This is a genomic window from Curtobacterium sp. ME26, assembly GCF_903970945.1.
Classification (GTDB): Bacteria; Actinomycetota; Actinomycetes; order Actinomycetales; family Microbacteriaceae; genus Curtobacterium; species Curtobacterium citri.
In genome coordinates, this window is record NZ_CAJCKG010000031.1 from 15,650 (window position 1) to 34,623 (window position 18,974).

Below are 18,974 nucleotides of genomic sequence, written 5' to 3' on the forward strand. Positions count from 1 at the left end.
GCGGTCTGGGACCAGCGGCGATCATGGGCGGCAGGTAGGGGCTGCCGGCGTACTTGGTCTCGTACGCGGCGTCGATTCGGCTGCCGAGTGCCGGGTCGTCAACTGGGGTGAAGGTGACATCGTGCTCGGTGCCGGCTGCGGTGATCTTTCCTGCCTGCTGCGCGATCGCTGCCGGGTACCAGCGGCCGTTCCGGCCGTTGTAGGCGCGGACGAATACGCGGTCGTCGACGAAGACGGACCAGATCCACGTCAGGGTGCCGGGCGTCTGCCCGTCTGGTCGGTATAGGGCGATGTGGAGGTCGTCGGTGGCAGCAATCCGCTGCGCCGTCTCGGCGGGCCAAGCAGCGGTCACTGGTCGTTCTCGACGATGTTCTTCAGCACGGTGGTCGCGCTCATCCCGTTCGGCCAGCCGGCGTAGAACGCGAGGTGCAGCAGCGCCTCCTGCAGCTCCTCGTCGGTGACGCCGTTCTGCCGGGCATAGGCGAGGTGGAACTGGAGCTGCTCCGTCTTCCCGAGCGCGGTCAATGCGGAGATCGTGATCAGGCTGCGGTCGCGCTTGGACAGGCCGTCGCGCTCCCACACCTCGTCGAAGAGGACCTTATCGGTGTAGCGCACCATCCCGGGAGCGAAGTCCCCGAACGCGTCCTTCCCGCCGGTCCAGCCGGTCTGTTCGTTGTCGTTTGTCACGAAAGGGTCCTTTGGTGTTGTGGGTGGCGGTCAGCGGTGGTGATCGGTGTCGGTGGTGTGCTCGGCGGATGCCGAGCTGTCGGTGGGGTGTTCATGGGTCGCGACCCAGCTGGCGAGGATCTGCAGGCGGTCCTCGCTGACGGACCCCGGTTCGGCGGCGTACATGAGCACGTTCAGCCCCGGGTCTCCCATGGGTTCCATCGCCTCATACCGCAAGTCGAGATCACCCACGATCGGGTGGTGGAACTCCTTGACGCCGTTGGCGTGGTGCCGGACGTTGTGCGCCCCCCACCGTGTCCGGAACTCGTCACTGAGGGTGCTGAGCTCTCCGATGAGGTCCTGCAACGCCTTGTCACCGGGATTCCGGCCGGCTTCGGTCCGCAGAATTCCGACGTTGACATCGGCCGAGCGTTCCCAAGACGGGTAAAAGTTTTCGGCGAGGTCGCGCTGTAGGAACGTGAACCGAGCGAGGTTCACTGGCCGGGACTGCGATTGATACAGGTCCCAGTACAGTCCCCGGAACAGGGCGTTCTCGACCAGGACGTCCATCCGACCGTTGCGGACGAACGCAGGGCCCGCGGTGAACCCGTCGACGGTCCACTGAATGGTCTCGCGCAGCGGCTTCGGACTCTGCCGGCGTCTGCAAATCGGGGACGCGTTCGCGGTGCGGGCGAGGTCGAACAGGTGCGCCCGTTCGGCGTCATCGAGCAGCAGGGCGTCCGCGATCGCGGCGAGCACGGTGTCGGAGGCGCCGGCGAGGTTGCCGCGTTCAAGCTTGGCGTAGTACTCGACGCTGACGCCGGCGAGCATCGCGACCTCGTTCCGGCGCAGCCCTGGCACCCGCCGGTTACTGCCGCCGGGTAGTGACACCTGCTCCGGCTGCACCTTCGCGCGGCGGGTAGTTAGGAACTCGCGAACATCGTCCCTCGTGGTCATGTCTTTGACGGTATTCCGGTGCGAGGAGGCGCGGGACGCTCTCCCAGTACACCTTCCAGCAGCTCTGTTTTCCAGACGTATTGTGACGCCAAGACTCTATCTATGGCGGGCAACGATCCGCCATCAGAATTGGTTGTATCCGCTTCGGAAGCGTTGCTTCGCCTGGTTGCGTACCGGCTGTGGCGGGTCGTTGCGGTTCCAGCCGTGCCGGGGTGTGTTCCGGTGACGATGCGGGGGAGGTGACGGGGTAGGTGTTGACCGGCTTGGAGTGGGAGATCCGGCGTACTCGGTACGACTGCCGCGGATCGGGGACGGAGGTGGTGTCGTTCTGTCCGCATGCGATAAGACATGCGGGGTGGGCGCTGACGGTGTGTGAGCACCATGCGGTCCCGGTCCCGGTCCCGGATGGAGAGGCCGGGCGGGGGTGAGTTGTGGCGATGCATGCGTTGCGGTTGCGGGGCCGGTCGAGACGGAGTGAGACATTATTAAGGGCCGCTCTGACTCGGCTCGGCCGTGGGGCGCTTGATCCGTGAGAACGGTGCGTACTGTCTCACCGATGTGGAGGGGGAGGCTGCGGTGGGCGCGTTCTACCGGCTGGAGCGGACCGTCGCGGCCGCGCATACGGTGTCCGTCGTACGAACTTCACGGTCCAGCACACGCGGTAGTCGCTGGGGTACTGTGAGCGGCAGAGGGTTGCGGCATAGCGATGCTTGGCTACCCCGTGGTCCCTAGCTGCGGGTGCCCGGCTTCCTGTTCCCGGGCTGGGTTCGTCAGGACCTTCTGCGTCGAGCCGACGGCGTTGTAGCCCGCCCGCGGACGGTGGTCCTGGACCCGAACTAATGGCCACTACCCGCGCACCCACCCTCAACCGTGGTGTGTGCTCAGCGCCGCTCAGGCACGCGCGACTACCCGAAGGTGGGGTTGCGTCAGATGCTGATGGAGTCTTCACCCGAACGTGCAGCGTTCCGGCAGCAGCAGGGAGAGTCCAGAACTGATGCGTTCGATTGTGTACACCAGCACGCAGACCCGTCCGATCACGGACACCGAGCTCGCGCAGATCCTCGCCGTCGGCCGGGAGAAGAACACCGCGCTTGGGGTGACGGGCATCCTGGCGCACAAGGGCGACAACTGCCTCGGGATCCTCGAGGGTGATGACGACGTCGTTCGGGCCCGGTTCGAGCAGGTCCGCATCGACCCCCGCCACACCAACGTCCGAGTCCTGGCAGACGAGAGCGTGGCGCAGCGGTCGTTCCCGGACTGGTCGATGGCGTTCCAACCCCTCGACCCGTTGATGCAGCAGGTCCCCGGCTTCAGCGACCTTTTCAGTAGCGGCCAGCCCATCGACCCGGCGGTAGGGCTCACCCGTGCGCGGGGGCTGCTGGAGTGGTTCCGGAAGCATCCGCTGGCCCCGTTGACGAGTCAGACTGCCGCCGAAGAAGAGGGCCCGCGGACGCGTGCGGTCAATGGTGCGATCACAGCCCTGCACGACGGCGGGGTGACCCGGTTCACTCTCGACGTCGCGGCGGAGCATGCGGGGATGACGCTCGAAGCGGTGCGGCAGTTCTTTCCGACGGATCGTGCACTGTTGGCGGCGACGGTGGAGCGGTGGACACAGGTGATCTCGGCACCGCTGGTGCCCCTGATCTCGGAGAAGGGCACAGTCGCGTACTTGCACGCGCTGATGGCGGCGCACGCGGAGGAGCCGGCACTGATGGAGCTGCTGGCGTACAGCCTCGCCTCGGCCAGTGACCCGTCGTTGGATGGGGCGGACTACTACCGGTCCGCGTACCGGCGGTTCCGCGAAGCGATCCACGAGGGACTCATCGTCGACGTGCGGGCGGGGCGGGAACCGGTGACGATGGATCCGGTCCGCGGCGCGAAGCAGCTCCTGGCGCTTTATGACGGTCTTCGCCTGCAGGCGCTCTTGACAGCGGACACGGACGTCGTCATGGAGTTCGACCGGGCTGCCACGCGGATGCGGCGCGGCTGGTCCGAGCAGTACGAACAGCCTTCCTACTGGGACATCCCCGTCGCAAGCGACCGGTAGGAGTCACCGCCGGTGAGAGTGGCGCCCGTGGCACGGGAAGGCGATCCTAGGCACCACCCGAGCCGTTTCGTGCTGATCAGGTGGCACGGCACGACTCTCCGGTGACCAGCCGAAGCGCACCCAGTATGCGGGCACACCGCGTGATGGGTCGTGTCCTCTTTTCAGAGGGCTTGTGCGCACAAACCTGAGTCCGGCAAGGTATGTGGTGCTGGAGCAGTTCGGGTGTGTTTCAGCATCCCGAAACGCCGACCCCATTGAGGCCGGGGTTTTGCATATGCATCCCCTCGTGTAATACGGCCACATCCTTATCGAATCGGAGCCGAGCACTCGACGATTCGAAGCAACGTGAGTACCGTTGCGTTTCGGGGTAGCACGGTCGGCTCTCAGCGATGGTGGCGTCTCAGATGAGCCATCGGTGCAGGCACCACCGTTCAGGCGGGGTGAAGTCTGGAGCGGGACGCTCTGTGGTGGGGGACGCGGGGTGACCCGAACGCTCCGCGTTCCCGGCACCTTCATCTCGTGATCGTCACTGTTCGTCGCGGGGCCTAGCCGGACGGGCGAGTGTGGGCGTGCGGTGACCGGCAACCCGGTTTGAGCATGCTCCTGGGCCAGGGGTCACCAACCGCGTGATGCCGCGGCGGTGCTGCCGGACACAGGGCCCGGCAGCACCGCCGACCCAACCACAGAACCAATATGTCGACGCCGCATGAGTGCAGTCCGCTGGTTCGTCTCGGTGGCCGATTGGCGATCGGACAGAGTGGATGCGGCCGTCGTGTCGTTCAGGCCCGGTCCGGGTGTGGGTGCGGTTCGGCGCTGTTCTGCAACGGGTGGTGAGGCCGGAGAACAGCGCCGAACCAGGCGGAAGGATCGCTCTGATCCGGTCGATCCTGCCCCCAGCAGCAGAATCGTACAAACATCATTACAACGTCAACCCTTGACGCCCCGCCGCTCTTCTTGGGTTCGTTGCGCGGCCAGACCGGGGTAGGCAGGCTCCCCGGAAGTTGCAACACTGGACACACGTCGGTTGGTTACCGGGCAGAGCACCCTCCCTTTCTCTGATCCAGGGAGGACCACGCTCGAAGGGGCGCCCAGACTGGGCGCCCCTTTTCCCACGTGTGCTGGACGTCCGCCGGGCGGGCCCCCGGGAGTGGCTATTCGATGGTCACGCTGTAGGGGGATGCTGTTGCGGTCCCACTTGCAGGTCACCGGCGACGACTGCTTCCGCGACGGCCGAGATCTTGGACTGACGGGAACGGGCGCGGTGGCGGAGGATCCGGTACGCCTCGTCCAAGGTGATGCCGTGCTGGGTGCTCAGGATTCCCTTGGCCTGCTCGATGAGAACACGGCTGTCGAGGGCCCGCTGCAGGAATGGCCAAGGCTCGAGTACTGAGAACACGTCGGGACGGCCCCGTCCGGTAGCTGACCGACTAACGGACGCGTTGGTTCCGCTGCGCACGGCGCTCCCGTTCCTGCTGCCGGGCGACTCGCGGCCCCAGCGCAATTAGAATTGTTCCGGCAACAGCGGCGGCGACGGTCGCAGCCAGTAGCGGTGGCCAAAGTATGAAGCCCGTGGCTGCTGCGAGGACCGTCAGGATGATCAGGGCCGCCGTGAGCGGGCCGATGGTCCACGCCATCCGGAGCCTGTACCGACGCATCATTGCCCCGTAGTGCACTCGCTTCTCGGAGAGGGATCGGCTATCGAGACGGGTTCAGGCGCGTCGATCGTGACATCAGGTGAGGAGGGCCAGCACGGCTTTCGCGAAGGAGTGCGGGTCTTCCTGTGGGACGTTGTGGCCAATGTCGGGGAGGAGGCGGTGCTCGTACCGTCCGGTGAAGAAGTCACGATCGTCGGCAGCGCTCGCACCAGCGACGCCGTCGGCGCCGCTTTCCAGCACCACCGTCGGGACGGTGATCTTCGGTTCGGCCGCGAGAGCGTCTTCGAGGTCGTCGTACCGGGAGTCGCCGGGTTCCAGGCCGTAGCGGTGCCGGTACGAGTGGATGACGACGTCGACGAAGTCGGGGTTGTGCAACGAGGGTGCCGATGCCGCGAACGCCGCCTCCGCTCCGGTCCAGGTCGGTGACCAGTCCCGCCAGAGCAGCGCGCACAACGCTTCGCGGTTCTCCTCGAGTCCTCGCTTGCCCCGTTCGGACTGGAAGTAGTACTGGTACCAGTACGTCTTCTCCCACGCAGGCGGTGCCGGGGATCCAGAGTGGGCGATGTCTTGGATGTTGTAGCCGTCGACGCTGACGAGGCCACTGACGCGGTCCGGGAACAATGCCGCTGCGATGCACGCGGCCCTGCCTCCCCAGTCGTATCCCGCAACGACGGCGCGCTCGATCTCGAGGGCGTCGAGAAGGTCGATGAGGTCCTGACCGATGGCGGCCTGCTGCCCGGATCTCATCGTGCGGTCGTCGAGGAAGCGGGTGCGTCCGAATCCACGGAGGTACGGGGCGATCACACGGGCGCCACTGGCGCCGATGATCTCGGCGGCAGCATCGTACGCACGAACGTCATAGGGAAAGCCGTGCAGGAGGACCGCGACAGGACCGGACGCTTCACCCCTGGTTTCGTAGTCGACGGAGAGCAGGGGCGTGTGGATGGATGCTCGACGAGGAGAGGCCATGACGAATGGTGGCAGCGCTCTTGCGCTGCAGGCAAATCAAGCTGAACACCCGTCCCGGTGGACGATCGGCTAACGAGACACGGGCAGCGGTGGCGTCGTGTAGCGCGCGCAGACGTGTGCGGGACCTCGCGTCGAGGGCCCGCACACGGTGCGGTCGAGCGATTCGGGTCAGCGGGTGGCGTTCTCCGGCTCGCGGTCAGCCTCGGGGGCGAGTACCGCGTCGGTGCGTCGCTTGGCTCGCCCACGCATGACGAGGGACGATCCGTAGACGAGGATGACCGACACGACTAGGCCGACGACCACCGCAATCTGTCCGCCCGCTCCGGCGAGGTGTCCGAAGATCAGTCCGACCACGCCGTAGTCCGCGTCCGAGAAGGTGGAGTTCGATAGTCCGACGTCGCCGAGTACGGGCAGGAGCAGGAGCGGTAGGAAGGTGATCGCGAGGCCGTTTGTGAACGCGCCGAGGACCGCGCCGCGGCGTCCGCCCGCACCGTTGCCGATGACCCCCGATGCAGCGCCGGTCATGAAGTGCGCGACGACGCCGGGGATGATGATTGCCGTCCCGGAGACGGCCATGATCACCATGCCGACGATGCCACCGGTGAAGCTTGACAGGAAGCCGATGAGCACGGCGTTCGGGGCGAAGGTGAACGTAATCGGGACGTCGAGCGCGGGCTTCGCGTTCTTCACGAGACGCTCGCTGATACCCTTGAACGCCGGCACGATTTCGGCGAGGACCACGCGGACGCCGGCGAGGATGATGAACACGCCCGCTGAGAACGTCGCGGCCTGCATCACCGCGAAGATGATGAAGTTCTGCCCGTCGCTGAGCTGGGACTCAATGTAGGACCCGCCGGCGAAGAGTGCGACGACGACGTAGATCACGCCCATCGACAGCGCCACGATGACCGTGGTGTCGCGAAGGAACCCGAGCCCCGACGGGAACCTGATGTCCTCGGTCGATTTCGAGGGCTTGGACTTGCTCTGGGTGAGCGTCGCGACGAGACCGCTGAGGGCGATCCCGGCGCCCCCGGTGTGTCCGAGGGCGACGTCGTCGGTACCGGTGACCTTCTTCATGAAGGGCTGCACAATCGCCGGGGACATCGTCATCACGAGACCTTGGGCGATCGAGCCCCAGAGCACGACCTGCCAGGTGCTGAACCCGGCGACGCCGAAGATCACGGCGATCATCGCCGCCATGTAGAACGCGACGTGCCCGGACAGGTAGATGAACTTGAATTGCGTCGTCGCGGCGAGGAAGACGTTGACGATCATGCCGAAGAAGAAGATCAGCGCTGCGGCCGACCCGTACTCGAGCAGGACCTGTCCAACGATCGCCTCGTTATTTGGGACGACGCCTTGCACGTGGAACGCGTGCTGGAACATGTCGCCGAACGGGGACAGAGAGTTGCTGACGACGCCGGCGCCCGCGGCGAGCACGAGGAATCCAACGAGGGTCCTGACGGTCCCCTTGAAGATGTCGCTGCCGCTCTTGCGTTGGATCGACAGGCCGATCAGAGAGATGAGGGCGACGATGATCGACGGCTGCCGGAAGATATCCAGCAGGACGGAGAGCACACCGTTCACGGTCATGCCCCCACTTCGACGCCGTGGCGCGTGAGCGCCTCGGCGGTCTTGCTGCGGATCTCGTTCATGTCGATGAGGCTGTCGAGGACGACGACGTCCCCGAGGTGCTGTGCGGCCTCGGCGATGTCCTTCCCGACGAACACGACGTCGGCGTCGGACGGCCCGACGGAGCCGAGGTCGGCGTGGTCGACGTCAATTCCTCTGACGCCGAGCTCCTTGAGTGCCTTGTCGATGTTCATGTGGGTCATGAAGCTGGAGCCGAGGCCGGTGCTGCAGACGGCGAGGATCTTCATGCGTTCAGTCCAATCTGGGGGAGCGCCGACGTGACGTCGGCCGGGGTGGTCGCTGCGAGGAGTCGGGCACGCGCGTCCTCGTCGGTGAGGACGTTCGCGAGCGCCTGCATGGTCTGGATGTGCTCGCCGGAGTCGGTTGCGGCGAGGCAGAGGAACACGTCGATCGGGTGCGCCGCGTCGTCCGCGAGTAGGACGCTCGGCCGGACCTGGAGGTACGACAGGCCGGCACGAACGACACCGCTCTCCGGCCTCGCGTGGGCCAGGGCGAAGCCGAATCCCAGATCGATGTAAGTACCACCGGGTGCGGCGATCGCGGTCGTCATCGCGTCGACGTAGTCGGCTGTGATGGATCCGTCTTCGACGAGTGGCTGGGCGACGAGCGCGATGGCCTGCTGCCAGGACCCGACGTCCGTTGCGAAGCGGATCCGGTCCGGGGTGAGGCGTTCGGAGAGCATGCTGGTCCTTTTCGGGTGAGCTGGTCAGTTGTGCAGGCCGAAGAAGATCTCGGAGTTCTGCGGGGTGAAGGACGAAACGCCGTACGCCACCGCGGTGTCGTCGGTGTCGAACACGGTGGACGCGACCCGGAGAAGCTTCTCGCCGTGCTCGACGAGGAGCGCCTCGGCCACCTCGTTATCGGCGGACGCGACGGAGACGAGCAGGTCGTTCCGGCTGAGCGCCACGTCGTACGTCTCTCGGAGGTACGCGTACAGCGACCCATCGGCGAAATCGGCGGTCGCGGCACCGGGGAAGCGGTCGAGCGGCAGGTAGGTGGTAACGAGGTGGTGGAGCGAGCCGTTGACGAACCTCAGTCGCACCAGCTCGATGACCTCGTCGGCGGAGGACACGTCGAGTGCCGCTGCGACCGTCTCGCCGGCGAGGACGACGGTCTGGCGGAGCACCTGGCTCGAGACGGCGAATCCTTCTTCGGTCTGCTGGACGTAGAACCCCTTCACCTCGTCGGCGAAGCGCTCTCGGTAGTGCGTCCGGAACTGCGGCTCGGTGACAAACGTGCCGCGTCCTTGCTCACGCACGAGGTGCCCGTCGGCGATGAGCCCGTCTACGGCGTGGCGGAGCGTGATGCGGCTGACCCCGTACTCGTCGCACAGCACGGGTTCCGGAGCGAGCTTCGTGCCCGGCGCCAACTTCAGGATGCGTGAGAGCAAGTGCTCGCGGACGGCGACATACTTGCTGGTCCCGCTTACGGTGCGCACGATTTCCTCCACGACGTTGTGGCTCGCGGTGCGGGCCGATCGGAGCGTCAAAGTCATTATGACGACTTGACGTCTGAGACGTTACCGCTTCCTCCGTGCATTTTGAAATCGATGGACCGATTCATCCTGAATCATTATGACGACATGACCGATTGGGTACGGTGAGCCGACTACCCACCCCGACGAAGAGGAACAGCATGGTCTCCGACGCCGACCGGCTTGCCATCGATACCGCCCGCATGCTCGCGATCGACGCCGTCGAGGCAGCGGGATCAGGCCATCCGGGCGCCGCCGCGGCACTCGCCCCGGTCGCGCACCTGCTGTTTCAGCAGCACATCCGCCACGACCCGGCTGCGCCGAATTGGGCCGGGCGCGACCGCTTCGTGTTGTCCTGCGGGCACGCGAGCATCCTGCTCTACACCCAGCTCCACCTCACTGGGTACGACGTCTCGCGCGACGATCTGCGGGCGTTTCGCACACTCGACTCCCGGACCCCCGGGCACCCAGAGTTCGGTCACACCCCCGGCGTCGAGACGACGACAGGCCCGCTCGGCCAGGGGTTCGCTACCGCCGTCGGGATGGCCATGGCGTTCCGCCGCGACCGCGACCGTCTCGACCCGGGTGCCTCGGCTGGCACCTCGGCGTTCGACCAGCGCGTCTGGGTGCTTGCCTCCGACGGCGACCTGCAGGAGGGCATCTCCTACGAAGCCGGCGCCATCGCCGGTCGCCACCGGCTCGGGAATCTCACTGTCGTCTATGACGACAACGACATCCAGATCGAGGGCAGCACGTCCCTTACCTCCTCCGAGGACACCGGTGCCCGCTTCGCCGCACAGGGGTGGCGTGTTGACCACGTCGGACTCGCGTCGGACGGCGATGTCGACCTCGACGCCCTCCACGCAATGCTCTCCGCCCCGGGCGACGAACAACCTCACCTGGTGGTACTGAAGTCGCGCATCGCCTGGCCCGCGCCGAACGCGACCGGCACCGCCGGATCGCACGGCGCTCCGCTCGGCGTCGCCGAGACCGCCGCCACCCGGGCGGCACTCGGCATTGACCGCGAGCCGTTCGACGTGCCCGACGAGGTTCTCGACACCACACGTCGGGCGCTCGGGCGCGGTTCTCGACTGCGGTCCGAATGGGAGGCCCGACATGCGTCGTGGAGCAGCTCGCGCCCGGCAGACGCGGCCGCGCTCGAACGCGCCCGCCGACGCGACCTGCCTGCCGGACTCGCCACGAGCCTCCCGCTGTTCGCCCCTGGTGAGCGTCTCGCAACGCGCGACGCGTCCGGCAAGGCTATCCAGGCGATCGCCGCGGCGATGCCCGAACTGTGGGGTGGTTCTGCCGACCTCGCCGAGCCGAACCGGACCGCGATAGTCGGCGGCGGGTCGTCCCTGCCGGACTCGCGTAGTGGACGGAACGTCCACTGGGGTGTCCGGGAGCACGCGATGGCCGCGGCGATGAACGGCATCACACTCGCCGGTTCCGGACGCTTCTTCGCGGGGACCTTCCTGGTGTTTAGTGACTACCAGCGCCCCGCCATCCGGCTCGCTGCTCTCATGCGGCTCCCCGTCACGTACCTCTGGTCGCACGACTCCGTGGCACTCGGCGCCGACGGTCCGACGCACCAGCCGATCGAGCACCTCGCGAGCCTGCGAGCGATGCCCGGGTTCGCCGTCGTCCGCCCCGCCGACGCGAACGAGACTGTGGCCGCGTGGCTCGCGGTCCTCGAGCGCGCTGCCCCTGCCGGGCTCGTGCTAGCCCGCCAGCCGCTCCCCGTCGCGGACACCGCGGTCAATGTTGTCCGCGCCGGGGTCGCCCGCGGCGCGTACGTCGTGCGGGACGTCGAGGACCCGGAAGTCGTCCTCGTCGCCACGGGCAGTGAAGTTGCGCTCGCCCTCGAGGCAGCCGACGTCACGGATCGTCGTGTCCGAGTCGTGTCGATGCCGTGCCGCGAGTGGTTCGCCGAACAGGACCAGGACTACCGGAACTCGGTACTGCCCCCGTCGCTCGGCGCGCGCGTCGTGGTCGAGGCCGCATCCACTTTTGGCTGGGAGGGCGTTGCCGGCCCGGACGGCGCGATCGTCGGGATCGACGAGTTTGGGCTCTCCGCGCCGGCCGAGGAGGCCCTGCGGGAACGCGGTATGACCGTCGAACGTGTGTTGGCGGCCGTTCGGTCGACGACCGAACGCGCTTTGGCATCCGTTGTCCCTGGCGGTTGTGTTCGCCGGGTTCGAGAACACGGCGAACCGTGAGTGGTGGCGCACCCCGGACCGGGAGTCCCGCGGTTACCTGACCCAGTTGGCGGCGTGGGGATACCTGCTGAGCCACGTCGAGCAGTTGGCCGCGGGCATCGAGCCTGAGGGCGACGCCGACCATGAGGACGGTGAGGACGCGGCAGCGGAGTAGGTGACAGGGCGTGAGGGTCGCAGCCAGCGGCCCTCACGCCCACCCGACACCGGTTCGTGTCCCGTCCAGCCCCGATCATGTCCCAACGGGCCGTCTGAGTGTCCGCGGGCTGCGCGTCGGCCTCGCCGCCGCGGCAAGAGGCTCCGCCTCCTCCCAACCTCGGAGCCGCTCGACGGAGCTCGCGGCTGTCACCGCCTCCGGCGGGCCAGAGGAGCACCGAAGGTGTCCGGACGACGCCGGAGGTGTCGCGGCGCATACTCGGCACCATGAGCGCCAGGAGCAGCCGCCGCCGCAGTGGCAGGACGCCGCCCGTGCGCCGCCCCGGGCTACGGCCGTGGCAGTGGGTCTTGCTCGTCCTGCTGATCTTCGGCACTTTGGCCATGGTCGTCGCCGCGCTCTTGCAAGCTCGCTGACGACCGCGCCGAACACCGCGGCCGGATCCGCACCGCGCACCGCGGCGTTGTACCTGGCCCACGCGTCCAGCTACAGCCGGGACGGCTGCTCGCCGCCGTGGACGGCGTCCGCGATCTCGTTCGCGTACACGTCACGCATCTCGATGTTCGATGGCGTGTTGGCGCAGCGGCATGACCGCTCCCCCTCGGGTCAAAACGACCGCCATGACGACGCGCCCCCAGGGTGGTGCGTCGTCGATGCGCTCGCATGATTCTGCCCGAGGGTCGCGATAGCTCGTCTACACAGCGGGTGACACCGGCCGCGGCCGGCGCAGCCAGACAAGCTGGTGCTCCTCGCAGAACCGCCCCGGCAGCTCGTCGCCGGTGTCGAGGTCGACCAGCTCCCACGCCTCCGGCACCGCGGCTGCGGGGCAGCCGTTGACGTCGCAGCCGGTGAGGTCCGCGAACTGCACGAACCACGGATCCGCGACCACGACCATACGGCCGGTGTCGTCCGCCTCGAGCGCAGCCGCCGGCGGCCGCACCGCGGCGACGTCCTGCTCCAGCGGAACGGTGGCCGCGACACCGCGGTCCCGTTGCCGCTGCCGACGCTGCCCGCCACGACGAGATCCATACCCCGGATGTTGCCACAGCCGATGTGCTGAAGGGCCAGGGCGGGCGCACGCCATCGATCAGGTTCCCGCCCTGGCACCGGGCGGCTAGGCACGCAGACCGGCACAACCCACCATGCCGCCACGGAGGCTCGCGCGTCTAGGACTTCCGGCTGTGGGCCGGGAGTCGCTTCGCTCCGGGTGGAACCGGGCTCCGCCCGGCGCTGTGAGGCCCTGCGGGCCCGTTGTTTTGCCGTGAAGCCTTCGGCAGCGTACGTCCGTCCGGGCTGCGCGCAACCCGCTCCGGCGCGATCCGCACGCGAGAACTTCTTCCCCCGCTGCGCTCCTCCAGAACTTCTCGGAGCGTCTCGACCTCCGGGGTTGCACTCCGCCCTCCCGTCCTAGCGGCGATAAGTCGCCTTCACGGCAAAACAACGAGAGGGAGAGGAAGAGCGCGTGCGCTACCGGATCGAGACGCTGACTCGGGTTGTCAGCAAGGCCGATGACGCCGCCGAGGCTCGGACCGCGGCCCTGCGCGAGCGGGACGCGGAACTCAAGGCAGTGGCCGGGATGGGCTGGGTCCTCGCAGGGACGGTCGCCCTCAACGGGACCGCCGTCGCGACGTTCGTCGACACGATCACCTGCACCCCACCCGCGGAGTGAGTGAAGCGGCCGGGACCAAATCGAAGTTGGTCCCGGCCGCCCGATCACTCTTCCACAAGCATCCGACCCCGGAAGGAACCGGCACCACATGACTACCACCATCATCCCCACGAAGACTGTCGCCGCCCTGCTCCGGAAGGGGTTCCGCACCCGATTCCCGGGCGTGAAGTTTTCCGTGCGCTGCTCGACCGGCACCGCGGCCGCGTGGATCAACGTCACCTATGACGACGGCCCCACCCACCAGCAGGTCCAGGAGGTCACCAACCGGCTCGAGGGCCGCTCGTTCAACGGGCAGACCGACAGCTACGACGACAACGGCACCACCCTCGTCGCCGGGGAAGCGGGAGAGATGCCGACCGCGGTCCGGTACTCCTGCGACGGCATCATCGTCACCCGGAACTACTCGCCCGCCGGTCACCTCGCCGCGCACCACGCGGTCCGCGAGGACAGCAACATGCGGCACCTGGTCCTCTGCGACGAGCACGGCACCCTCAACTGCCACCACGACCTCACCGACGGCCGAGGCGAGGACTTCAACGCCGGTGGCTGCGGATAGGCGTACCCAGCCCTGTCGGTATGGTCCGCGGTCCGGTTCGTCCTCGAACGCGTCGACCTCACCCCGGCACCCACCCGCCAGTAGAGGAAGCAGCGGGGACGAGCCGAAGCCCACGGCCGTCCCCGCCAGCCCCCGCGGCCGCCGTGCTCAACACCGGCCGCACCCAGCAGCCTAGAGAGGACCACCCGTCATGTACATCACCTACGAACGCCCCACCCACCTTCACGACGAGGACACCGACCCCAACGCACCCGCACCGGACATGGCACCCGGCGACGACGTCGATCCTCGCGTGCCGGTGTGTGGCGCGACGACGTACGACGTGGGCGGCACCCGGTGGACCTGCACCCGTGGCCCGGGACACGATGACGACGAACACCGCGCCGTGTTCGACCGCTACCACGGCGGCCGAGTCGGACACGTCGCGTTCGCCTGGCAGTACGAGCCAGGACCTCCGCGGCCGCCGCGCGGTCTTCACGGACAGCCAGATCCGCGCCGCCATCCGACTCCTCGACGCCGGCGAGCCAGCCGCCCAAGTTGCCCGCGACCTCGGGATGTCTCGGGCCACCCTGTACCGCCGCATCCGACTCCTGCGGCGAGACGACACGAAGCGAAGCTAGAAAGACGACACCGAGCGTAGCTGCTCTTACTCGTGAGTGAGCGGGTGGCGCGAGGATGGTCGACTGCCGCGAGGAAGGCTGCTGCGAGGTTGGCGAAGACGCCGATCACGGGCCGATGACCGTTAAGGGCGGGAGCCGGTCCGCTCTTGCTCGACGAGCGCACGGATCTTCGCACGCTCGGCGGCTCCGTAGGTTTCTTTCGTGACGAGGATGCCGATTAGTCCGACCACCGCCGCAGCCATGTAGAGGAGCGATGCTCCGGGCCAGCCGAGCCACCCGACTAGCGCTGCCGCGAGGAGCGGCGCGAACCCACCGAGCGCCGCCGCGATCTGGTAGCCGAGGGACGCCCCCGACGTGCGCGTCGTCGTCTCGAACTGCTCCGTGAGCAGCGAGCCCTGCGTGCCGGTGAGCGACGCGTGGATGAACCCGATTCCGAAGACGAACACGGCGACGACGAGCGCGGGGACGGCGTCGTTGGTCAGCAAATACATCGGGAATGCGAACAGGATTGCGACGCAGCACGCGACGATGTAGATCGGGCGACGTCCGACGCGGTCGGTGAGCGCGCCAGCGGCGAACGTGGTGAAGATCGCCACGATGCTCGCCGCCGTCAACGCGCCGAGCGCGACGGGTCGGATGTCGGGGAACCGTCCTGTGAGGTAATTCAGCAGGTATGTCGCGGTGGAGTAGTACGCGAACGCCTCGCCGATGCGCAGCGCGATGACGCGGAGGACGCTGCGCCAGTCGTTGCGGAGGGTGGCGAGGAACGGGTTCTTTTCGATGACGCCGGTGGAGCGGGTCTCGAGAAATTCAGGGGACTCGGTGAGGCGGGATCGGACGATCAGTGCGGCGACGATGAGGACGGCGCTGAATAGGAACGGGACGCGCCAGCGCCAGTCGCCGTCGAGGTTTGCGCAGACGAGGAACATGGCACTAGCGAGTGCGATACCAAAGGGGTTGCCGGCCTGTGGGATCGCGGCGAACATGCCGCGGCGGTGCCACGGCGCGTGTTCGTACGTCATAGTGACAGCGCCGCCCCACTCTGCACCGAACGCAAGGCCCTGGATCATGCGGATCACGACGAGGAGTACCGGGGCGAGGATGCCGACGGTGGCGTGAGTGGGGAGCAGGCCGATCAGGAACGTCGAGGTGCCCATGACGAGCATCGCGCCGACGAGGACCGGCTTCCGGCCGTACTTGTCGGCGAGGAACCCACCGATCGCACCGCCGAGCGGACGCATCAGGAAACCGACGGCAAGTGTGGCGAAGGCGAGGAGGGTGGCTACGAACGCGCTGTCACCGGGGAAGAAGTCGGCGCCGAAGTACAGCGCTGAGGCGGTGCCGTAGGCGATGAAGTCGTAGTTCTCGACGGCAGTTCCGAAGGCCGCGGCGATGGCGGTCTTCTTGCGGTCCTTCGTGCCAAGCACGCGACTGGTGGACGTGCTTTCGGGTGTGGTGGTCACGGGGTGATCTCCGTTGATCGGGGGAAGGGGGTCAGTTCGTGGGTGTGAGGTGTTCGAGGGCGTTGAGCTTCTCGACGCGGCGAACGGTGTCCGGTGAGTCGTCGAACCGGGCGTCGAGGAACTCGCGGAGGATGTCGGGGACGAGCGCTCGGGGAGCGAGCCAGGCCCCCATGGCGATCACATTCGCGTCGTCGTGTTCGACGGCCTGGTGCGCGGAGTACGGCTCATGTGCGAGGCCGCAGCGGATGCCGGGGAGCTTGTTGGCGGCCATAATCGCGCCCTGGCCGGATCCGCAGACCAGGACTGCGCGGTCGGCGGTCCCGTCGAGGACCGGCTGACACGTGGCCTGGGTGATGTCCGGGAAGTCCACCGGGTCGGTGTCCCAGGTCCCGCAGTCGATGACGTCGTGTCCGAGGGATTGGAGGATGCTGCGCACCTCGTCCTTTAGGGGGAAGCCGGCGTGGTCCGCGCCAAGTGCAACCTTCATGCGTTCGTCCTTGTCTGTGCGTCGGCAGCGGCGAGGAACTCGTCGACGTCCTGGCGGGTGGGGATGGAGCTCGCTGCGCCGGGCCGGGTGACTGTGATGGCGCTCGCGGCGACGGCGAGCCGGAGCCGTTCGTCGAATGGGCGGCCGTTGGTCGCGGCGAGCGAGCCGACGAACGTATCGCCGGCCGCGGTGGTGTCGGCGGCATGGACGCGGTGTGCGGGGACGCGACCCGCCTGCGCACCGTGGCGGAAGGCGACGCCTGCTGCCCCGAGGGTGCAGACGACGGCGGTACCCAGTGCCCTGGCCACGCCCGACAGCGTCAGGTCGAGTTCGTCGGCGGGGAGATCGACGAGTGCGGCGACCTGAGCGAGCTCGTGTTCATTCACCACGAGCAGATCGACGTCATCGACAATGTCGGCGCGGCGGTCCGGTGCTGGTGCGGCGTTCCAGATCACCGTCGCGCCGCGTGCATGGCCGAGGCGCGCTGCCCGTGCAGAGTCCGCCGCCGGGATCTCGTTCTGCAGCACGAGGACGTCGCCCGGCCGCATCGCGCCGACGGTCCGGTCGATCGAGTCCGACGGGATTGCCGCATTCGCACCCGGAATTACGACGATCGAGTTTTCACCGCCCTCGTCTACCAGGACGATCGCGCGTCCTGTAGATGCGCCGCGGAGTGCTGCGACCGCACTTGTGTCCACGCCGTCCGCGTCTAAGGCGGCGCGGACGAGCTGCTCATCCGCAGCAACGGCGCCGACCATGCGCACGTCCGCCCCGGCGCGTGCGGCGGCGACCGCCTGGTTCGCGCCCTTGCCTCCAAGCGTTCGGACTGCGCTCGTCGCGGTCGTCGTTTCGCCGGGAGCGGGGTGCCGCTGCACCGAGATCGAATCGTCGACGTTGATGCTCCCGACGACGGTCACGTGGGCGCTCACGCGGGCGCCGCCGATCGGTCGACGAAGGTGACGGGAAGGCGCTCGGATCCGACGTCCTGACCGTTGATCCGGCGGATTAGTGCGCGGACTCCGTCGCGTCCGATGGCGGCGGCGTCGTTGCGGACAGCGCTGACCGGCGGGGTGACGAACTCGAACCAGTCCTGGTCGTCGAGCGATGCGATGGGGGTGGAAGCGGCGTCGTGGTCGCGGAGCGCACGCATCACGCCGAGTGTGGATGGACCGTTGGCTCCGACCACAGCGGTGAACGGGGTGCCGCGTTCGAACACGCGCTCCATCGCAGCGCGTGCACCGTCGGCCTGGTAGTCGCCGTGCTCGATGAGGTCGTCGTCGGTCGCGACGCCGTAGCGGTCGGCGAGGGCGTGCCACGTCGCCGAACGTTCAACACTCGTCGAGATCGTCTCCGGACCGGCGATGAAGACGACATCGCGGTGCCCGTGGCGCTGCAGCCATGCGAGCGTCTGTTCGACGCCGTCGGCGTTGTCGCTGCCGATCGTCGGGGCGTCGACGTTCGGGGCCGTGCGGTTCAGCAGGACAAGGGGCAGGCTTGAGCGTAGGAACTCATCGAGCTGGGGGGTCCGTCCGCCCTGCGGTGAGAGGAGGAGCCCGTCGATCCGCTGCGATGCGAACGTGCGCAGGTAGCCGTCGACGGCGTCCTGATCCTCGTTCGCGTTGGCGAGTAGCACGGTGTAGCCCTGCCGCTCCGCCTCTTGCTCGGCGGCGTGTGCGACCTCCGAGTAGAAGGTGTTCCGAATGTCGGACACGATGAGGCCGATGACGTCCGTCTTCGCGCGGCGTAGTGAGCGTGCGGGGCCGTTGGCGATGTAGTTGAGTTCAGCCGCGGCGGTGAGCACGCGTGCACGTGCGTCTGGAGAGGTCTGCGTGCTGCCGCTGAGGACGCGGGACGCGGTTCCGAGGGCGACTCCCGCTCGAGCGGCGACGTCTCTGATTGTGCTCATGGTGACCCTTCCATGGAAACGTTTCCATTCTGAAAGCGTCTCCAGCATGCACCAGCCCGCGTGTCAGTGCAAGTGCGTGACGCTGAACGCCAATCGCCTTGGCGCAATTGAGATCTGAAACCAGGAGGCTCTTTTAGGCCAGACAGGAGGCTCTTTTAGGCCAGAGACGAGCAGCAGTATTCGTTCGCATCCGGACGGTCTCTCCGAGCAGCAGCCGCGTCTGTTCAGAGCTTGACCGACTCGAGCGGAACCATCACGGAATCTCCGGCGGGTTCGTGCACGTGTCGATCGCGGCGTACTCCCGAGCGAGTTCGGCCTGGTTCCGCTCGGTCCGCCACGACCGGATCCCGGGGGTCGCGGCGACGGCGGCGACCCACACGCACGCTCCGACGAGGACCGGGACGAGCGTCGGGTTCCCGCCGAGGGCGAGCAGGCCGCCGAGCGCGACCGCCAGCACGGCGACCGCGGAGCCGGCGGTGGCG

General features: G+C 67.6%; 19 protein-coding genes and 1 pseudogene. 5 read left to right on the plus strand and 15 right to left on the minus strand.

The window, feature by feature from the left end:
- Positions 1–16 precede the first annotated feature (16 nt).
- From H7A69_RS12285 to H7A69_RS12295, 3 genes and pseudogenes are all read right to left on the minus strand, one after another.
- Positions 17–352: pseudogene (locus tag H7A69_RS12285) on the minus strand (DUF2255 family protein); the annotation flags it as partial.
- Complete coding sequence (locus tag H7A69_RS12290; protein WP_182047288.1) at positions 349–618, minus strand: carboxymuconolactone decarboxylase family protein; 270 nt, start codon at positions 616–618, stop codon at positions 349–351. The pseudogene H7A69_RS12285 and the gene H7A69_RS12290, both read right to left, overlap by 4 nt.
- 99 nt (positions 619–717) lie before the next feature.
- Positions 718–1,623 carry a helix-turn-helix domain-containing protein gene (locus tag H7A69_RS12295; RefSeq protein WP_182047271.1) on the minus strand — a complete coding sequence of 302 codons (906 nt, stop codon included), beginning with the start codon at positions 1,621–1,623 and terminating at the stop codon, positions 718–720.
- Between the two features lie 1,006 nt (positions 1,624–2,629).
- Between H7A69_RS12295 and H7A69_RS12300 the strand changes: the two genes are divergently transcribed.
- Positions 2,630–3,670: a BLUF domain-containing protein gene (locus H7A69_RS12300; RefSeq protein ID WP_182047272.1), complete on the plus strand. Its 1,041-nt coding sequence runs from the start codon at positions 2,630–2,632 to the stop codon at positions 3,668–3,670.
- 1,162 nt (positions 3,671–4,832) lie between these two features.
- Here H7A69_RS12300 and H7A69_RS17670 read toward each other — a convergent pair.
- The 6 genes from H7A69_RS17670 to H7A69_RS12330 form a co-directional block, all read right to left on the minus strand.
- On the minus strand, positions 4,833–5,126 hold the full coding sequence (locus tag H7A69_RS17670) for an ANTAR domain-containing response regulator (protein ID WP_411469365.1): 294 nt from the start codon (positions 5,124–5,126) through the stop codon (positions 4,833–4,835).
- Positions 5,127–5,400: 274 nt separating this feature from the next.
- Complete coding sequence (locus H7A69_RS12310) at positions 5,401–6,294, minus strand: alpha/beta fold hydrolase (RefSeq protein ID WP_182047274.1); 894 nt, start codon at positions 6,292–6,294, stop codon at positions 5,401–5,403.
- A gap of 168 nt (positions 6,295–6,462) precedes the next feature.
- Positions 6,463–7,887 (minus strand): PTS ascorbate transporter subunit IIC, encoded by a 1,425-nt coding sequence (locus tag H7A69_RS12315; RefSeq protein ID WP_259346212.1) that lies wholly within the window; start codon positions 7,885–7,887, stop codon positions 6,463–6,465.
- On the minus strand, positions 7,884–8,174 hold the full coding sequence (locus H7A69_RS12320) for a PTS sugar transporter subunit IIB (RefSeq protein WP_182047275.1): 291 nt from the start codon (positions 8,172–8,174) through the stop codon (positions 7,884–7,886). Before H7A69_RS12320 ends, H7A69_RS12315 begins: the two co-directional genes overlap by 4 nt.
- Complete coding sequence (locus tag H7A69_RS12325) at positions 8,171–8,629, minus strand: PTS sugar transporter subunit IIA (protein ID WP_182047276.1); 459 nt, start codon at positions 8,627–8,629, stop codon at positions 8,171–8,173. The genes H7A69_RS12320 and H7A69_RS12325 overlap by 4 nt, the downstream gene beginning before the upstream one ends.
- Positions 8,630–8,653: 24 nt before the next feature.
- Positions 8,654–9,385 (minus strand): GntR family transcriptional regulator, encoded by a 732-nt coding sequence (locus H7A69_RS12330; protein ID WP_182047277.1) that lies wholly within the window; start codon positions 9,383–9,385, stop codon positions 8,654–8,656.
- A 197-nt stretch (positions 9,386–9,582) separates the two neighbouring features.
- Here H7A69_RS12330 and tkt point away from each other — a divergent pair, with 197 nt between their 5' ends.
- Entirely contained in the window at positions 9,583–11,640 is a 2,058-nt protein-coding gene (gene tkt / locus H7A69_RS12335) for a transketolase (protein WP_182047278.1), read from the plus strand.
- 845 nt (positions 11,641–12,485) lie between these two features.
- Here tkt and H7A69_RS12340 read toward each other — a convergent pair.
- Positions 12,486–12,731 (minus strand): hypothetical protein, encoded by a 246-nt coding sequence (locus H7A69_RS12340; protein ID WP_182047279.1) that lies wholly within the window; start codon positions 12,729–12,731, stop codon positions 12,486–12,488.
- Between the two features lie 522 nt (positions 12,732–13,253).
- Between H7A69_RS12340 and H7A69_RS12345 the strand changes: the two genes are divergently transcribed.
- The 3 genes from H7A69_RS12345 to H7A69_RS17525 all read left to right on the plus strand — a co-directional run bounded on the left by H7A69_RS12345 (position 13,254) and on the right by H7A69_RS17525 (position 14,636).
- Positions 13,254–13,460 carry a hypothetical protein gene (locus tag H7A69_RS12345; RefSeq protein WP_182047280.1) on the plus strand — a complete coding sequence of 69 codons (207 nt, stop codon included), beginning with the start codon at positions 13,254–13,256 and terminating at the stop codon, positions 13,458–13,460.
- A gap of 88 nt (positions 13,461–13,548) precedes the next feature.
- Positions 13,549–14,016 carry an LPD29 domain-containing protein gene (locus tag H7A69_RS12350; protein WP_182047281.1) on the plus strand — a complete coding sequence of 156 codons (468 nt, stop codon included), beginning with the start codon at positions 13,549–13,551 and terminating at the stop codon, positions 14,014–14,016.
- Positions 14,017–14,381: 365 nt separating this feature from the next.
- Complete coding sequence (locus H7A69_RS17525; protein ID WP_411469366.1) at positions 14,382–14,636, plus strand: helix-turn-helix domain-containing protein; 255 nt, start codon at positions 14,382–14,384, stop codon at positions 14,634–14,636.
- 122 nt (positions 14,637–14,758) lie between these two features.
- On the opposite strand, the gene H7A69_RS12360 is transcribed toward H7A69_RS17525, so the two are convergent.
- The 5 genes from H7A69_RS12360 to H7A69_RS12380 all read right to left on the minus strand — a co-directional run.
- Entirely contained in the window at positions 14,759–16,063 is a 1,305-nt protein-coding gene (locus H7A69_RS12360; RefSeq protein WP_182047283.1) for an MFS transporter, read from the minus strand.
- A 67-nt stretch (positions 16,064–16,130) separates the two neighbouring features.
- Entirely contained in the window at positions 16,131–16,586 is a 456-nt protein-coding gene (locus H7A69_RS12365) for an RpiB/LacA/LacB family sugar-phosphate isomerase (RefSeq protein ID WP_182047284.1), read from the minus strand.
- The gene (locus H7A69_RS12370) at positions 16,583–17,503 is read right to left on the minus strand and encodes a ribokinase (RefSeq protein ID WP_220456248.1); all 921 of its coding nucleotides are present in this window, start codon (positions 17,501–17,503) and stop codon (positions 16,583–16,585) included. The genes H7A69_RS12365 and H7A69_RS12370 overlap by 4 nt, the downstream gene beginning before the upstream one ends.
- 8 nt (positions 17,504–17,511) lie before the next feature.
- Positions 17,512–18,540, minus strand: a complete 1,029-nt coding sequence (locus H7A69_RS12375) for a LacI family DNA-binding transcriptional regulator (RefSeq protein WP_182047286.1) — start codon at positions 18,538–18,540, stop codon at positions 17,512–17,514.
- Between the two features lie 205 nt (positions 18,541–18,745).
- Positions 18,746–18,974, minus strand: a 229-nt coding sequence (locus H7A69_RS12380) for a hypothetical protein (protein ID WP_220456249.1), incomplete at its 5' end; no start/stop codon positions are given.

Excerpts from the sequence above, each read along its gene's own strand:
- H7A69_RS12375 (WP_182047286.1), bottom strand. The coding sequence starts at position 18,540 with ATGCTGGAGACGCTTTCAGAATGGAAACGTTTCCATGGAAGGGTCACC.
- H7A69_RS12365 (WP_182047284.1), bottom strand. The coding sequence starts at position 16,586 with ATGAAGGTTGCACTTGGCGCGGACCACGCCGGCTTCCCCCTAAAGGAC.
- tkt (WP_182047278.1), top strand. The coding sequence starts at position 9,583 with ATGGTCTCCGACGCCGACCGGCTTGCCATCGATACCGCCCGCATGCTC.
- H7A69_RS12350 (WP_182047281.1), top strand. The coding sequence starts at position 13,549 with ATGACTACCACCATCATCCCCACGAAGACTGTCGCCGCCCTGCTCCGG.
- H7A69_RS12310 (WP_182047274.1), bottom strand. The coding sequence starts at position 6,294 with ATGGCCTCTCCTCGTCGAGCATCCATCCACACGCCCCTGCTCTCCGTC.
- H7A69_RS12325 (WP_182047276.1), bottom strand. The coding sequence starts at position 8,629 with ATGCTCTCCGAACGCCTCACCCCGGACCGGATCCGCTTCGCAACGGAC.
- H7A69_RS12290 (WP_182047288.1), bottom strand. The coding sequence starts at position 618 with ATGGTGCGCTACACCGATAAGGTCCTCTTCGACGAGGTGTGGGAGCGC.
- H7A69_RS12295 (WP_182047271.1), bottom strand. The coding sequence starts at position 1,623 with ATGACCACGAGGGACGATGTTCGCGAGTTCCTAACTACCCGCCGCGCG.
- H7A69_RS17525 (WP_411469366.1), top strand. The coding sequence starts at position 14,382 with ATGACGACGAACACCGCGCCGTGTTCGACCGCTACCACGGCGGCCGAG.
- H7A69_RS12320 (WP_182047275.1), bottom strand. The coding sequence starts at position 8,174 with ATGAAGATCCTCGCCGTCTGCAGCACCGGCCTCGGCTCCAGCTTCATG.
- H7A69_RS12315 (WP_259346212.1), bottom strand. The coding sequence starts at position 7,887 with ATGACCGTGAACGGTGTGCTCTCCGTCCTGCTGGATATCTTCCGGCAG.